Genomic DNA, 14873 nt, shown 5'->3' with positions numbered 1-14873 from the left:
GTGCGACACTCATTCGCATGTTCGGTGTCGTCGATCTGCCCACCTACCTGGCGGGCCTCGTCCTGATCGTTCTGCTGCCCGGTCCCAACTCGCTGTACGTGCTGTCCGTGGCCGCCCGCCGTGGTGTGCGCGCCGGGTACACCGCCTCGGCCGGGGTCTGGTGCGGGGACACGGTGTTGATGACGCTGTCCGCCGCCGGAGTCGCCTCGCTGCTCCAGGCGAACGCCGTGCTGTTCGCCGTCGTCAAGTACGCGGGGGCCGGATATCTGACCTGGCTGGCCATCGGCATGCTGCGGGCGGCGTGGGGCATGTGGCGGACGCGTGCGGAGCGGATCGCCGGTGACGAGGCGCCCGCGCCCGCCGAGGAGCGGCCCTTCCGCCGTGCCTTCGTCGTCAGCCTGTTCAACCCCAAGGCGATCCTCTTCTTCGTCGCCTTCTTCGTGCAGTTCGTGGACCCGGGGTACGCCTACCCCGCCCTGTCCTTCGTCGTCCTCGGCGCCCTCGCCCAGTTCGCCAGCGTGCTCTACCTCAGCGCGCTGATATTCGGCGGCACCCGGCTGGCCGCCGCCTTCCGCCGCCGCAGGCGCCTGTCGGCGGGGGCGACCTCGGCGGCGGGTGCGCTGTTCCTCGGGTTCGCGGTGAAGCTGTCCCTGGCGAGTTCGTAGCGCACCCGGGCCGGGGTGCCGCACCCTGCGACGTCAGGACCGTTTCGCGCGGGCCCGCCGTACGGCCCGGGTGAGGACGGGCGGCAGCAGGTCCTTGGCGAGCCGGCGGGCCGGCGACGGGACGGGCCGGGCAGGACGCGCCGCACGCGATGAGCTGACCTCGGCGGCGCGGACCGGTGCGGGCTCGGGCTCCACGTAGTGCCGCGACGGCGGGAAGGCCGGTGGCTTCATACCCCGGGAACGGGTCCGGATCAGCCGGTGCCCGGCCGCCTCCTGCATGCTCAGCCCGACGTCCGTGCGCAGCCGGAGCGTGGCGAGCAGTTCCTCCTGGAGCGGCTCGGGATCGCCCCAGGTCGCGTACAGCTTCTGCGTGCTGAGGCAGATGGGGCGCAGACCGCGGTTGAGGACGGCCTCCCAGGCGGCGACCGCGACCCCCGGGGTGTGCTCGGACCGGAAGTCGTCCAGGACCACGATGCCCTCGGGCAGCAGGATGTCGTGGGCCGCGCCGATGTCGCCGTGCACGTGCTCGTACAGGTGCGAGGCGTCGATGTGGATGAAGCGGCAGGAGTCCGGGGCCACCTTCTCGTCCACGAGGGAGCTCGGGCCGGTGATCACCGTGGGCAGGGTGTCGTGGAAGGAGAGGTAGTTCCGCTCGAACGCCTGCTGGGTGAGGGAGGCGTACGACTTGGCCGACTCCGCCTTGTTGGCGTCGTCCGGGGCGTCGCCCTCGAACAGGTCACAGACCGTGAACCGCTCGCCGTCCTGGAGGTGGTGGCCGAGGAGGATCGCGCTCTTGCCCAGGTAGACGCCGAGCTCCAGCAGGTCACCCTTTATGCCGGACTTCTTCTGCTGTTCGAGGAACCAGGTGAACAGCGTCTGGTCCAGGGCCGGGAACCAGCCCGGGACGTCGGTGAGTTCGCCGGGGTGCGTGTCGGTCGCTTGTGCGTGGGTCATGGGACGAGCCTTCTCTCTGAGCGTTGCCCCGATCGACGGCCGGCTGAACGTCCCGTGAACAGCGTCAGCGGGTCTTCGTCAGAGCCGCCCGCAGCCGGGGCGTCAGCGGCTTCTCCACATATTTGTGCAGCAACCACGCCAGCAGCAGCATTGACGCCACCGTCAGTACGAAAGTCACCCCGGACGCCAGCCCCAGACCGCGGTGCAGGGCCTGGATCACCACCCAGCCGAGATGCTCGTGGACCAGATAGAAGGGGTACGTCAGCGCGCCCGCGACCGTCAGCCAGCGCCAGTTCACCCGGCCCAGCAGGCCCAGCGCGATCGCGGCGACCGCCACGAAGCCGAATGTGACGACGGCGACGATCCCGAACGAGGAGCGGTAGGAGAAGGCCTCCGGGTCGGGGGCGTGCCACAGCGACTGCACCGCGTAGTGCTGGCCGATCAGCCAGCCGGCGGCCGTGATGCCCCACCCGTAGACGTCCCGCCGGTCGCGGTGCACGAGGTAGAGGCCGACACCGCCGATGAAGAAGGGCGCGTACTCGGGCATCAGGGCGATGTCGAGCAACGGCATGTTCGCGTTCTCGGCGATCACCGCCGCCAGCAGCCAGCCCGCGCAGAACATGACCACCCGGCGGCGGTTCGCCCCGGGCAGCACGACGCACAGGGCGAACAGGGCGTAGAAGCGGACCTCCGCCCACAGGGTCCAGCACACCCCGAGCACCCGGTCCACGCCCAGGGGCATCTGGAGCATCGTCAGGTTCACCAGGGCGTCGCTGGGTGAGACGGCCTGGTAGGCGACCACCGGCAGCGCGAACACCGCCGTGACGAGGAGCACCGCCACCCAGTAGGCCGGCATCAGCCGGGAGACACGGGAGGCGAAGAACGACTGCAGGGGGCGGCCCCAGCCGCTCATGCAGATCACGAAGCCGCTGATCACGAAGAAGACCTGGACGCCGAGGCAGCCGTAGGCGAACAGCGCGTGCAGGGTGGGGAACTGGTCCTGGGGCGAGGTGCCCCAGGCCTGCGCGACCTCGCCGCCGCGCCCGCCGTAGTGGTACAGCGCCACCATCAGCGCGGCCACCAGCCGCAGCCCGTCGAGCGCGCGCAGCCGCCCCGCGGAATCGCTTCTGCGCCGTGGGACGGTCGTGGCGCCCGGTGGTTCGACCAGCACGGCGACGCCGGGCTGTGGCTTGCGGGTGCTGACGACCGTCTCGGTCACGCTGGAAACCTCTGTGTGGCTCGTATGTCCTTTGCCTGAGCCGCCTGTGGGCGGGCGCGCCTGTCACCCTAGGACGAGAGTTGACGCAATTACGTTCGATGGCGACAGGCTTCGCCTGCCGGTCCCCATGGGTTCATCTGGATGTCGCCGGGGCGGGTCGGGCCGCCGGGCGGACCCGGCTCAGCGGCGTACCGCCTTGCGCAGGGCCCGGGCCCGCCGGACCACCCGGCGCGCCGTGGAATTGCGCGGCAGGAACGCCAGCCGCTGCGGAATCCCCCCGGGCAGCCCGAGCGCGGTGAGGCGGCGCTTCTTGAAGTAGCGCCGGGTGCGCGGGCCGAGGTGCCGGGCGAGGAACCGCTCGGCCTGCGGGCGCAGGTCCGGGTAGATCTGCGGCTGCATGGTGAATCCGAGGGCCGTGACGAGGGCGGACAGCCGCTCGGCGGGCAGGAGGTCACCGTCCTTGCCGCTCTCGAGGCCGGGCAGCAGCGCGTCCGCCAGAGCGGTCGGCACCCGGTTGCTGTTCTGATACGGCGTCAGCCGCTCCAGGAGCAGTTCGGTCCCGATGCGGGCGACGGGCAGGTCGTAGAAGGCGGAGGCCGTGAACAGCGCGGTCGAGAAACAGCCGACGACCAGCGCGGGCCGGGTCCGGTCGAACAGCACCTCGGCGAGCACGGGCGTGTCCAGGACCGTCAGGTCGACGCCCAGCTTCTCCGCCTCGGTCTCCAGGGCGCGGCTGTAGCGGGCCGGTGCGGTCGGGTGGGGCTTGAAGACGACCGCGCGGTGGCCGCGGGCGACGGCGCCCCGCATCATCCGCACGTGCAGGTCCTCCTCCTCCTCGGGGGAGAGGATGTTCAGCGCCGACAGGTACTGGCCGAGCAGCAGCGCCGAGTCGCCCGGCAGGGCGGGCAGTTCGGGCACGGTCTCGGTGACCTCGCCGAGCACCTTCAGGAACGCGGCCGTCGGCACCAGGTGGGCCGGCACGCCGAACTCGGTGAGCAGCATCGGCGTGAGCCCCGGCACCAGATCCAGGTGCAGCAGCCTGCGCACGCGCGTGCCGACCAGCGGGTCCAGCTTGTTGCGGGTGGGGCCGTAGCTCATCAGCCCGTCGGCGTAGACGTCGACGGGAGCGTCGGTGAACAGCTGGGCCACCGTCAGGGCGGGCGCCACCTGGATGGATTCCAGCGCCAGGCTCACCCGGTCGTCGCCGAGGCCCCACAGCAGCCGCAGATAGCGCTCGAAGAGGGGGATGTCGTCGGCTCGCGGCGTCCAGGCCCCGGGGTGGAAGGGGCGGATGGCCTCGTTCCACGACAGCACCTCGTCGAAGTGCTCGCGCAGCGGGGCGAAGCCCGGCATCTCGTCGAGGGCCGGAGTGGTCTCCGGCGTCGTGGAGTTGTTGAACACCAGCAGCACCCGGCGGTCCGGCTCCTCGAAGAGGTCGGAGTCGATCGCGGCGGCCAGGGTGGCGACACCGTACAGCGTCGAGGCGCAGAAGATCTGAGTGGTCCCGGGCATCAGGCGGCCGCTCCCGTCGTGGTCACCCTGCGTCGCAGCCGCCGCAGCTTGGACGAGCGGTCCATGTCCATGGCCTCCAGTGCGTCGGTGAGTGCGTCCTGCGGCATGCGCTTGATCGCTGCCGCGCTCATCGACCGCAGTTGCCTGGCCACGGCCGGTTCGAACCTGTCCTCGTTGGAGAGGTGGTGGGCGATGATCGCGCAGTAGGTCCGCACCGCCTTGGGCAGCAGCCGGTCGGCGTCGCGGTCCGCGGCCGTCTCCTCGATCACCTGGTCGAAGGCCCGGATGAAGTCGAGCTGGCGCACATCGCCGATCTGCGTCAGGGACGAGGCCACCCCCCGCCGGTAGAACACGCCCAGCAGGCTCACCACGGCGAACGACTCCGCCTCACGGTGCAGCTTCCAGATCCACGGCCGGTCCTCCGCCGTGCGCAGACCGTCGGTGAAGTGGAGCACGCCCTTGTCGACCAGGCGGCGGTGATAGGCACCGGCCCAGGCGTAGGCGTAGTCGACGGACGTGGAGCGGTGGGCGGGCAGGATCGCCTCCCGCGGGTCGAACGCCTCCCAGCGCCGCCCGACCGGGACCCGGTGCACGGAACGGGCGCGCGCGGTGGCCTGCACATGGTCGGTGCGCACGAAGTCGCATCCCAGGTCGTCCATCGCGGCCACCAGTTCGGCGAGATAGCCGGGGGCCAGCCAGTCGTCACCGTCCAGGAACGTCAGGTACTCGCCCTGCGCCGCGTCCAGGCCGGTGTTGCGCGCGGTGGCGAGCCCGCCGTTCTGCTCGTGGCGGATGTACCGCACCTGGGCCACATCCGAAAGCTCCTCGGCCGCTCGTTCGAGAATGGCCGGAGTCTCGTCCTTGGAATGGTCGTCGACCAGGATGAACTCGAAATCCCGGTCGGCGTTCGACCGAAGACTTCTGAGGGTGTCCGGGGCATATTGCTGCACGTTGTAGAACGGCACGATCACGGAAAGCTTAGGCACCCGCAAAACGTTAGGAGGCCGCCCGGCAGCTGAACTTTCCGAAGAAGGTACACCGGGTGAACTCAATGTGTCAGAACGGTGCACCGCGTGTACTTCCGGCCTTCCGGCAGGCCAGTTCGGCTCTCGGTGGGCTGTTGTTAACTTTTCGTTGAGTCGCGGTTCCGCCATACCTAGGATTCGCTTCCTAGCGTCATCGACGTGCCAGCAAGTACACCGAAGCGCCCGCGAATCGCCGTCCTCGCGGACAGCGACACCCGATGGAAATGGGGTGCGCTGACCGCGGACCGCATCGCCCCGGGACCGTCCATGGAAGCCGCTCCGCGCGAAGCCGCGCAAGCCGGCCCCCTCCTCGACGGATTCCTGCTGCGCGGCCGGGCGACGCCCACCCCGCGCCAGCTGGAGGAAGTGGGCGTGCGCGCCGACTCGCTGCGGGAGGTCACCGCCGTCGAGTTCCTGCGCGCCATGGCCGAGGGAACCTACGACGTCCTGGTCCTCTCCCTGGTCGGCGGCGGTGTGCAGGCGATGCTGCACGGCCTGGCACGTGTCTGGGAGCACCGCGCCTCCCGGCCCGTGGTCGTCACCGGCTACGTCGGTGTCGTCTACGAGAAGCTCGCCGACGGCCTGCTGCTGCGGCACGGCGCGGACCTGGTCCTCGCCAACTCCCGCCAGGACGCGGACCGTTTCCGGGCCGTCTACGAGGGAGTGGGCGCCGACGCCTCGGCGGTGACCGAGGTGGCCCTGCCGTTCCTCGGCGGCGCGGCCTACGAGGGCGAACACACGCCCTACACGGTCGTCTTCGCCGCCCAGCCCTCCGTCCCGGACAGCCGCAAGGACCGTACGTACCTGCTGAACCGGCTGGTGCAGCACGCCCGCCGGCACCCCGAGCGCGAGGTGCTGCTGAAGCTGCGCTCCAAGCCCGGCGAACACACCACCCACATCGAGGAGTTGCCGTATCAGAGGCTGGTGCAGCGCCTCGATCCGCCCGCCAACTTCAGCCTGGTGTACGGCAACATGGGCGAGGTCCTCGACAGGACCGACCTGCTGGTGACGGTCAGTTCCACGGCCGCCCTGGAGTCCCTGCACCGCCGCATCCCGACCGTTGTCCTGACCGACCTCGGCATCCGCGAGTCGCTCGGCAACCACCACTTCGTGGGCTCCGGCTGCCTCGCCTCCTGGGACCTGCTCGACGCCGGGCACCGGCCCGTGCCCGACGAGGAATGGGTCTCCCGGCAGGGCGTCGCGGCGGACGGTTCGTACGAATCCGCCTTCGACGCGGCCCGTAAGCGCATCGCCGCGCTGCTCGACCGGCCCGGCGGCCTGCCCCCGCTGACCCCGTACTACACCCCCGTCACCGCGCCCGGCTATCTGCCCGGGATCCTCGCCCGCCACCACCTCGGCCCGGACGGCACCCCGCTGCCCGGCGCGCCCGCCGCCGACAAGGACCCCGGACCGGTCCGGCAGATCGTGCGCCGGGCGGCGCGCGGCGCCTACCGCCACGGCGTGCAGCGCGTGGCGCCCGTCATCCGGCGGATGGGGGAGCTGTGAGCCGCCCCGAGACCCCAGCCCAAGGAGTAGACCCCATGTCCCATCCGCAAGCGGGCAAAGGCGCCTCCGTGCGCCGCGTGCTCGCGGTGATCCCCGCGCGCGGCGGCTCCAAGGGCGTGCCCGCGAAGAACCTCCTGCCCGTCGGCGGTGTCCCGCTGGTGGCGCGGGCGGTGCGCGAATGCCGGTCGACCCGGCTGGTGACGGACGTCGTGGTCTCCACCGACGACCAGGCCATCGCTGCCGCCGCCCGCGAGGCCGGTGCCGAGGTCGTGCTGCGGCCCGCCGCCATCGCCGGTGACACCGCCACCTCCGAGGCCGCCGTCCTGCACGCCATGGACGCCCACGAGGCCCTGCACGGGGCACCGGTGGACGTGGTCCTGCTCGTGCAGTGCACCAGCCCGTTCATCGTCCGCGAGGACATCGACGGGGTGGCGGGCGCGATCGCCGAGAACGGCGCCGACACCGCGGTGACCGTGGCGCCCTTCCACGGGTTCATCTGGAGGGACGCCGACACCGAGGCCACCTCCGGGGAGGCGACCGGCGGCTACGGCGTCAACCACGACAAGTCCTTCCGGCCCCGCCGCCAGGACCGCCCCCAGGACCTGCTGGAGACCGGCGCCGCCTACGCGATGGACGCGGCGGGCTTCCGCAAGCACCAGCACCGCTTCTTCGGACACACCGAACTCGTCCGGACCGACCCGGCCCGCGTGCTGGAGATCGACGACCCGCACGACCTCGCCCGCGCCCGGGCCCTCGCGCCGCTCTTCGACGCGGACCGCCCCGGCGCCCTCCCGACCGCCGACGACATCGACGCGGTCGTCCTCGACTTCGACGGCACCCAGACCGACGACCGGGTGCTGGTCGACTCCGACGGACGGGAGTTCGTCTCCGTGCACCGCGGGGACGGACTCGGCATCGCGGCCCTCCGTGCGAGCGGCCGCCTGAAGATGCTGATCCTGTCCACGGAACAGAACCCTGTGGTCGCCGCCCGGGCCCGGAAGCTCAAGCTCCCGGTGCTGCACGGCATCGACCGCAAGGACCTCGCCCTCAAGCAGTGGTGCGAGGAGCAGGGCATCGCGCCGGAGCGCGTGCTCTACGTCGGCAACGACGTCAATGACCTCCCGTGCTTCGCCCTCGTGGGCTGGCCCGTGGCGGTCGCGAGCGCCCACGACGTCGTGCGCGGCGCCGCACGCGCGGTCACCACCGTCCCCGGCGGTGACGGCGCGATCCGGGAGATCGCCAGCTGGATCCTCGGCCCCTCTCTCGATTCCCTCACCAAGTAAGGAACTCTTCGCCATGAGCAACAACTCCCGCATCCGCAAGTTCGGTTCGCGCGAGGCCGGCCCCGGCCGCCCCGTCTACGTCACCGGCGAGATCGGCATCAACCACAACGGCGACATCGAGAACGCCTTCAAGCTCATCGACGCCGCCGCCGAGGCCGGCTGCGACGCGGTCAAGTTCCAGAAGCGCACCCCGGAGATCTGCACCCCGCGCGACCAGTGGGACATCGAGCGCGACACCCCCTGGGGCCGCATGACGTACATCGACTACCGCCACCGCGTGGAGTTCGGCGAGGAGGAGTACGGCCAGATCGACGCCTACTGCAAGAAGAAGGGCATCGACTGGTTCGCCTCCCCGTGGGACACCGAGGCCGTCGCCTTCCTGGAGAAGTTCGACGTCCCCGCCCACAAGGTCGCCTCCGCCTCCCTCACGGACGACGAGCTGCTGCGCGCCCTGCGCGCCACCGGCCGCACGGTCATCCTGTCCTCCGGCATGTCGACCCCGAAGCAGATCCGCCACGCGGTCGAGGTCCTGGGCAGCGAGAACATCCTCCTCTGCCACGCCACTTCGACCTACCCGGCGAAGGCCGAGGAACTCAACCTCCGCGTGATCAACACCCTGCAGGAGGAGTACCCGAACGTCCCGATCGGCTACTCCGGCCACGAGACCGGCCTGCAGACCACCCTCGCCGCCGTCGCCCTCGGCGCCACCTTCGTCGAGCGTCACATCACCCTCGACCGCGCCATGTGGGGCTCGGACCAGGCCGCGTCCGTGGAGCCGCAGGGCCTCACGCGCCTCGTCCGCGACATCCGCACCATCGAGGCCTCCCTCGGCGACGGCGTCAAGAAGGTCTACGAGTCCGAGCTGGGCCCGATGAAGAAGCTGCGCCGCGTCGCCGGTGTGGTCGCCGAGGCGGAGATCGCCACGGCGGCGGGCGAGCCGGTCGGCGTCTGAACGCACCACCCCCACAACCCCCCTTACGACGGGACGGTCGTACGTCGATGAGCCCCCGCGCCGGGAACGCCGGCCCCCACACTCTCGCCTTCGTCGAGAGCCCGGTACAGCTGCTGAACGTGCTGGAGTGGGCGCACGCGCACGCCCCCGGCGTGGGGCTCACCCTCGTGGTGCTGTCACCCGTCGACCCGATGACGCGCGGCCAGCTGCGGCGGATGTCCGACCTGGCCCGCGACGAGGGCCACCAGGTCCGCTGGGAGGAAGCGCGCGGCGGACCGCTCGCGCCCTTCCAGACCATCGGCGGCCTGACCGGCATGCTCCGCAGGGCACGCCGCGTCGTGCTGGGGGACCCCTTCTCCCGCTACGTCCAGCTGCTGCTGACGATCACCCGCGCCCGTGACCTGGTCGTCGTCGACGACGGCACGGCGACGATGGAGTTCGTCGGGCAGCTGGCCCGCGGCGAACGGCTGGTGCGCTGGCACCGCAAGGGCGGCCGCCCCGGCCCGCGGGACGTGGTCTTCGCGCCGGTGTCGGCCTCGGCCCGCCGCCGGCTGACCCCCGGCGAGAGCCGCCGCATCGAGATCTTCTCCTCCATGCCGATGGAGGAGACCCCGGCGGGCGTCACGGTCAGCGAGAACACCTTCGCCTGGACCCGGGCCCGTTTCGGCCCGCCCAGGATCACCAGGGGCGCCGACATGGTCGGCACGTCCCTGGTGGAGACCGGCGTGGTGGACGACGGCCGCTATCTGGAGGCCGTCCACGCCCTGGCCAGGGCACACGGCGCCACCCGCTACTTCGCCCACCGCCGCGAGAGCACGGACAAGCTCCACCGCCTCGCGGTCGAGACGGGCCTGGAGATCGTCCGCCCCGAACTCCCCCTCGAACTGATCGCCCGCCGCGGCCCCATCGGGCGGACGATCCTCAGCTTCCCCTCCACGGTCGTCCACACCCTCCCCCTCGCCCTGTCCGGCACGGAGGTACGCGTCGCGGTCTGCGACATCGACCCCGCCTGGCTGACCGAGAACGCCTCCCCGCGCGCCCAGGGCTTCCTGTCCGGGGTGACGGGAACGGCCCGGGACGTGCACCGGTTGTCGGCGGTGCAGGCGGTGCAGGCGGTGCAGGCGGTGCAGGCGGTGCAGGGAGTGCAGGCAGTGCCGCCGGTACAGGCGGTCTGAGGGCCCCGGGCCGAGAGTGAGGCCGACCCGGCCGGCCGGAGGCCCTGCGCTGCGGCTTGCTACCCTCTGACCTGGCAAGACGCCGGCGGGAGGGCGGACTGTGGCAGCGGCCGGACATGAGGACCACGACGCTCCGAGCCGAGCCGAGACCCTCCGCAGACAGGCCGAACGCGCCTTCCTCTCGGGCCGGGCCGACGAGGCGCACCGGATCGCCGTGCGGGCGCTGGCCGAGGCCGGGCGCACGGCGGAACACTCCGGTGCCCTCCTTCTGGAACACCTCGGCCGCTACCTCGATGCGGGAAGCACCAGCTGGGAGCACGACTACTTCGACCAGTCCCTCGCCGAGCTCGCCCCCGACGCGCCGCCGCGGGAACGGATCCGCGTGCTGTGTTCCGGGGGCCTCGCCCGGCTGCGGCGCGGCCGGACCGAAGACGGCGCAGGGGCACTGGCCGAAGCCGCCGAGCTGGCCCGCGCCGTCGGCGACGGAGCACTGGAGGCCTTCGTGAGCACGATCGTCGCGGAAGCCGCCCTCACCCTCGGCACCCTGGACGAGTCCCTGCGGCACACCCGGCGGGCCCGTCGGCTGGGTATCGAGTCCGGCCGTCACCACCTGGTCGTGCGTTCCTACTTCAACGAGGCCCGCGCCACCTACCTGCGCACCGGGAGCGTCGCCGACGCCGCCCGTATCCGCGGCGCGGGCATGACCTACGCGGCCGATCACGGAGAGCAGGCCACCGAGGAGGGCAACACCCTGCGGCTGGCGTTCATCGAGGACCTGATCGAGGCCGGCCGCTGGACCGAGGCCGACGAGCTGCTCGGCGAACCCGCCCCGGGCGGGCGGCACGGCTCCCTCAACGAGGTCGAGGAGACCCTCGTACGGTCGTGGCTGCTGACCTGGCGGGGCCGGGAACCGGACCCCGCTCCGCCGTTCGTCCGCCTGGTGGCGTCCAGCAGCCCGTTGCACGAGGCCTATCTGCTCAGTCTCGCCCTCGCCGCCGCCGCCCGGCTCGGGGATCACGCCGCCGTCGAGGAGCTGACCGGCCGTGCGCTGGAACTGGCCCGCGGCCATCTCGCACCGCCCAGCAGTGGCCTGTACGTCGTCGACGCGCTCGCCTGCGCGATCCGCGTCCAGACGACCGGGGCCAGGCCGCCCATGCTGCACCCCGAGTGCGCGCCGCACCGGCTGCTGGAGACCCTGGAGGCCGTCCTCGCCCGGGTGCGTCACCACGTCGCCGCGCCGTACGAGCTGACGGACGGAGTCGCGGCGGTGGCGAGGGCGGAGGTGGCACGGGCGGCCGGCGCGAGGGACCCGTCCACGCTCGGCCCACAGGAGGCGGGGCACTGGGAGACCGCGATCTGGGTGTTCCGCCGCACCCACGCCCGCGCCCGGCTCGTCCACGCATTGCTGGGCCGCGCGGCCTGCCACGAGCCCGGTGACGACCACGCCGCGGTCCTGCTCGACGAGGCCGAGCGGATCGCTGAGCCGATGCGGGCAAGGCCCTGGCGCGACGAGATCGCGCGCCTGCGCACGGTCCACCGCCCTGCACGGCACACCGGAGCGGAACCGCGCGCGTTACCGGCGCTCGCGCTGACCCCACGACAGCGGGAAGTGATCGCCCGCCTCGCCCGGGGCCGCACGGACCGGGAGATCGCCACCGAACTGCACCTCAGCGTCCGCACGGTGAACGCCCACGTGGCCCAGCTGCTGACCCGGCTGGGCGTGCGCAACCGAGCGGAGGCCGTGGCCCGGTACGTCCGCTCCGTCCCGGAGGACGGAGAAGGAGGCAGCCGCGAGTCGGGTGACGCGTGACGGCGGCGGGTGATGCGTGACGGCGATGGGTGATGCGTGACGGCGGCGGGTGACCGTGACGGGTGGCGCGGTGACGGGGCGCGAGGGACGGTGACACTCGCACATCAGCGGTGACGGGTCCTCAGCGCTCCGGGCACGGGGGGAGGGGTGCGGTCGTGCGCTGATCCGCGGGCTGGAGCGGGGGCCGTGTGTCACGCCCACCGCTGCGGCACGCGGCCGTTCCCGCCACACAGACCAGGGCCACGCCGGCCACCTGCAGAACGTCGGGTGTCTGGGACAGCACCACGAAACCGATGCCGGTGGCGACGGCCGGCTCGAGACTCATCAGCGTTCCGAACGCCCCCGCCGTCAGCCGGCGCAGCGCGAACAGCTCCAGCAGGTGCGGGAGGATGGGCAGCAGCACGGCTGCCAGTGCCGTGACCGCCAGCACGCCCGGGTCGAACCAGTCCGCCCGCGCCCCGCCACCCGCCACCACGCCCGTGCACAGAGCGGCCGCGGCGGTGGCCAGTGCGACGCCCTGCCGCCCCGGCAGCCGGTCGCCGACGCGCTGGGTCAGGAGGATGTAGCCCGCCAGTCCCGCCGCGGCACCGAGCGCGAACCCGATCCCCGGCCAGTCGGCGGAGGCCTCCCAGGGCCGGGTGAGCAGCAGCACCCCGACCAGCGCGAGCAGCGGCCAGTACAGGTCGGTCCGTCGTCGTGAACCCGCCACGGCGACGAGCAGCGGCCCGGCGAACTCCACCGCGCTCACCGTCCCCAGGGGCAGCCGGTCGATCGCCTGGAACGAGCACAGGGTCATCACCGCGCTCGCCGCGCCCAGCCCCGCCGCCGCACCGAGGTCCCGCCGCGGCAGACGGCTGATCCGCGGCCGGGTCCACAGCAGCAGCAGCACGGCCGCGCAGCTCAGGCGCAGCCAGGCGGTCCCGGCGGGCGACACCCGGTCGAAGAGCAGTACGGCGAGGGAGGCCCCGGTCTGCACGCTGACCATGGCGCAGACGGTGGCCGCGAGCGCGGGAACGGTGCCTCGGACCGGGGGCAGGTGCGGCGATGCGGGTGCGACGGCCGTCATGCCCCGACAGCTCCGGCACTCGTCACGGCGACGGGATCGTGGGCCAGGGTCGCCCGGACGAGGAAGGCGGTTTCGGCGTAGAAGAACTCCCCGTCCCGGGCGGCCTGTTCCACCGCACCCGTCCACGTGTCGACCTCGGCGGCCGACAGAGGGCCCGTCCCGCTCAGCGCCCGCTCCCGCAGAGCCGCGGCGATCTGGTCGACGCGGTGCCGGGCGAACCCGGCCAGCTCGGTGCAGACCGTCACGTGCGTGTCGACCCGCTCGAGCCGCAGCAGACTCTTGCGCACCAGGGAGGCGGCCTTGCGGCCCATCCAGGCGTCGCTGAACCGCATCCACTCCTCCGGGAACTCCGCCCATCCGTGGCAGACGGCCCGGGTCAGCTCCGGGTCGCCGGCGCGTATCACCAGCGCGTCGTAGTCCGTGTGCGAGATCACCGCCCTCCCACCCGGCCGGAGCAGCCGGGCCACCTCGTCGATCAGCGCCCCCGGGTCGCGCAGGAACTCCAGGACGTCGTGGCAGACCACCGCGTCCATGCTCCCGGCCGGGTACCGGGTCGGCTTGTCGAGGTCGTGCACTTCTATCTCGGCGTCCTCCCCGAGCAGGGCGCGTGCGGCCGTCACGGCGCCAGGGTCGACGTCACAGCCGTACAGCACCGCGCCGGACGCTCTCGAAGCCACGGCCTGGAGGGTCCCGCCGGTGCCGCAGCCCAGGTCGAGCACCCGTTGTCCGGGGGCCGCCTCCAGGCTGGTGGCCAGCGCACTGTGAACCGAATGACCGGGCAGGGGCATGCGAACGTCCTTCCACCACTCCGCGACCGACGAGCCTCGTTTCTACCGGCGGGCACGGCGTGGGGGCTTCGGTAGTTCTACCTAGCCGTGACCGCTTGGCCGAAAGGCATCGGACGGGGCGGGCCTCGGTCTGCGGGCCAGGAGGAAAGCGCGCGGCATCTTCTCCTCACCCTGGGGCGCACGCAGCACCCGGGCGTACGTCTCCAGGCCCGCGTTCTCGAGGTGCCCGGCGACCGTGTCCGGGGTGCGCCAGTAGTAGTCGAGCGAGATCTCCTGCCCGAAGCGCTCGGTCAGGCGCTGATGCCCGTCCTCGTCCCCGGACTGGAAACCGAGCAGCACCGGCGCCCCCGGCAGCAGGACGCGGCGGAACCCGGCGAAGACGGACGGCAGGTGATCGTCCGGCACATGGATGATCGAGTACAGCGCGACGATCCCGCCGAGCGTCGCCTCCGGCAGGTCCAGGGCCGTCATCGAACCGACGTGGAAGCGCAGCTCCGGGTGGGCGCGACGGGCCAGGGCCACCATGCGGGGCGACGCGTCGACCCCGAACACCGGCAGCCCCGCCTCGTGCAGCCGCGCCGTCACGTACCCCGGCCCGCTGCCGATGTCCGCGACCGGCGGCCGCCCGGGTGTCCCCGGCGCCCGGACCAGCTCCACGAAGGCCGACAGCAGTGCCCGTTCCAGCGGTCTTCCGGCCAGGCTGTCGGGGTGCTCGGCGGCGTAGGCCTCGGCGATGGCGTCGTACGAGGCCTGCGTGGACTCGACAAAATCGGGGGCGCGCACGAAGCGCACACTAGTGGGGGAGCGGGTCCGGCAGATGAACACGCCGGTGTTCGCCGCGCACGGCGTGGTATCCGTGGAGAGGATGGATGGATACCGGAGTCGTGACGTTGATGTGACTGAAGTCACACTCCGGGG

At 72.2% G+C, this 14873-nt stretch carries 13 protein-coding genes; 6 read left to right on the top strand and 7 right to left on the bottom strand.

The annotated features are described in order from the left end of the window. The first annotated feature begins 17 nt into the window (after window positions 1-17). Window positions 18-665, top strand: a complete 648-nt coding sequence (gene leuE / locus ACFCXS_RS01560; protein ID WP_376640847.1) for a leucine efflux protein LeuE — start codon at window positions 18-20, stop codon at window positions 663-665. A gap of 33 nt (window positions 666-698) precedes the next feature. Here leuE and ACFCXS_RS01555 read toward each other — a convergent pair whose 3' ends face one another. From ACFCXS_RS01555 to ACFCXS_RS01540, 4 genes are all read right to left on the bottom strand, one after another. Continuing rightward, entirely contained in the window at window positions 699-1619 is a 921-nt protein-coding gene (locus ACFCXS_RS01555) for a class I SAM-dependent methyltransferase (protein WP_376640845.1), read from the bottom strand. A 64-nt stretch (window positions 1620-1683) separates the two neighbouring features. Beyond that, window positions 1684-2838, bottom strand: a complete 1155-nt coding sequence (locus ACFCXS_RS01550; RefSeq protein ID WP_376640842.1) for an acyltransferase family protein — start codon at window positions 2836-2838, stop codon at window positions 1684-1686. Between the two features lie 180 nt (window positions 2839-3018). Continuing rightward, entirely contained in the window at window positions 3019-4350 is a 1332-nt protein-coding gene (locus tag ACFCXS_RS01545) for an alpha-2,8-polysialyltransferase family protein (RefSeq protein ID WP_376640840.1), read from the bottom strand. After that, window positions 4350-5336 (bottom strand): glycosyltransferase family 2 protein, encoded by a 987-nt coding sequence (locus ACFCXS_RS01540; protein ID WP_376640838.1) that lies wholly within the window; start codon window positions 5334-5336, stop codon window positions 4350-4352. Before ACFCXS_RS01540 ends, ACFCXS_RS01545 begins: the two co-directional genes overlap by 1 nt. A gap of 198 nt (window positions 5337-5534) precedes the next feature. Here ACFCXS_RS01540 and ACFCXS_RS01535 point away from each other — a divergent pair, with 198 nt between their 5' ends. The 5 genes from ACFCXS_RS01535 to ACFCXS_RS01515 all read left to right on the top strand — a co-directional run bounded on the left by ACFCXS_RS01535 (window position 5535) and on the right by ACFCXS_RS01515 (window position 12101). Then, a complete protein-coding gene (locus tag ACFCXS_RS01535; protein WP_376640836.1) occupies window positions 5535-6881 on the top strand; it encodes a DUF6716 putative glycosyltransferase in 1347 nt (448 codons plus the stop codon). A gap of 35 nt (window positions 6882-6916) precedes the next feature. Further along, a complete protein-coding gene (locus ACFCXS_RS01530; RefSeq protein ID WP_376640834.1) occupies window positions 6917-8164 on the top strand; it encodes a cytidylyltransferase domain-containing protein in 1248 nt (415 codons plus the stop codon). 13 nt (window positions 8165-8177) lie between these two features. Next, window positions 8178-9116 carry an N-acetylneuraminate synthase family protein gene (locus ACFCXS_RS01525; protein WP_344458228.1) on the top strand — a complete coding sequence of 313 codons (939 nt, stop codon included), beginning with the start codon at window positions 8178-8180 and terminating at the stop codon, window positions 9114-9116. Window positions 9117-9163: 47 nt separating this feature from the next. Further along, entirely contained in the window at window positions 9164-10291 is a 1128-nt protein-coding gene (locus tag ACFCXS_RS01520; protein ID WP_376640831.1) for a hypothetical protein, read from the top strand. A 100-nt stretch (window positions 10292-10391) separates the two neighbouring features. After that, window positions 10392-12101 (top strand): LuxR C-terminal-related transcriptional regulator, encoded by a 1710-nt coding sequence (locus ACFCXS_RS01515; RefSeq protein ID WP_376640829.1) that lies wholly within the window; start codon window positions 10392-10394, stop codon window positions 12099-12101. 121 nt (window positions 12102-12222) lie between these two features. Here ACFCXS_RS01515 and ACFCXS_RS01510 read toward each other — a convergent pair whose 3' ends face one another. From ACFCXS_RS01510 to ACFCXS_RS01500, 3 genes are all read right to left on the bottom strand, one after another. Further along, window positions 12223-13167, bottom strand: coding sequence for a DMT family transporter (locus tag ACFCXS_RS01510; RefSeq protein ID WP_376640827.1), 945 nt, complete (start codon window positions 13165-13167; stop codon window positions 12223-12225). Further along, complete coding sequence (locus tag ACFCXS_RS01505) at window positions 13164-13955, bottom strand: methyltransferase domain-containing protein (protein WP_376640825.1); 792 nt, start codon at window positions 13953-13955, stop codon at window positions 13164-13166. Before ACFCXS_RS01505 ends, ACFCXS_RS01510 begins: the two co-directional genes overlap by 4 nt. Window positions 13956-14036: 81 nt before the next feature. After that, window positions 14037-14738 carry a class I SAM-dependent DNA methyltransferase gene (locus tag ACFCXS_RS01500; RefSeq protein WP_376640822.1) on the bottom strand — a complete coding sequence of 234 codons (702 nt, stop codon included), beginning with the start codon at window positions 14736-14738 and terminating at the stop codon, window positions 14037-14039. Between the last annotated feature and the right edge of the window lie 135 nt (window positions 14739-14873).

The sequence above is a fragment of the Streptomyces sp. NPDC056373 genome (assembly GCF_042262425.1).
In the GTDB taxonomy this organism is placed as follows: domain Bacteria; phylum Actinomycetota; class Actinomycetes; order Streptomycetales; family Streptomycetaceae; genus Streptomyces.
The sequence above is the reverse complement of the archived record's forward strand: the minus strand, read 5'-3'. Positions and strand labels throughout refer to the sequence as shown.

Coding starts and splice junctions, on each gene's coding strand:
- ACFCXS_RS01555 (WP_376640845.1), bottom strand. CDS start 1,619: ATGACCCACGCACAAGCGACCGACACGCACCCCGGCGAACTCACCGAC.
- ACFCXS_RS01525 (WP_344458228.1), top strand. CDS start 8,178: ATGAGCAACAACTCCCGCATCCGCAAGTTCGGTTCGCGCGAGGCCGGC.
- ACFCXS_RS01510 (WP_376640827.1), bottom strand. CDS start 13,167: ATGACGGCCGTCGCACCCGCATCGCCGCACCTGCCCCCGGTCCGAGGC.
- ACFCXS_RS01530 (WP_376640834.1), top strand. CDS start 6,917: ATGTCCCATCCGCAAGCGGGCAAAGGCGCCTCCGTGCGCCGCGTGCTC.
- leuE (WP_376640847.1), top strand. CDS start 18: ATGTTCGGTGTCGTCGATCTGCCCACCTACCTGGCGGGCCTCGTCCTG.
- ACFCXS_RS01505 (WP_376640825.1), bottom strand. CDS start 13,955: ATGCCCCTGCCCGGTCATTCGGTTCACAGTGCGCTGGCCACCAGCCTG.
- ACFCXS_RS01545 (WP_376640840.1), bottom strand. CDS start 4,350: ATGCCCGGGACCACTCAGATCTTCTGCGCCTCGACGCTGTACGGTGTC.
- ACFCXS_RS01520 (WP_376640831.1), top strand. CDS start 9,164: ATGAGCCCCCGCGCCGGGAACGCCGGCCCCCACACTCTCGCCTTCGTC.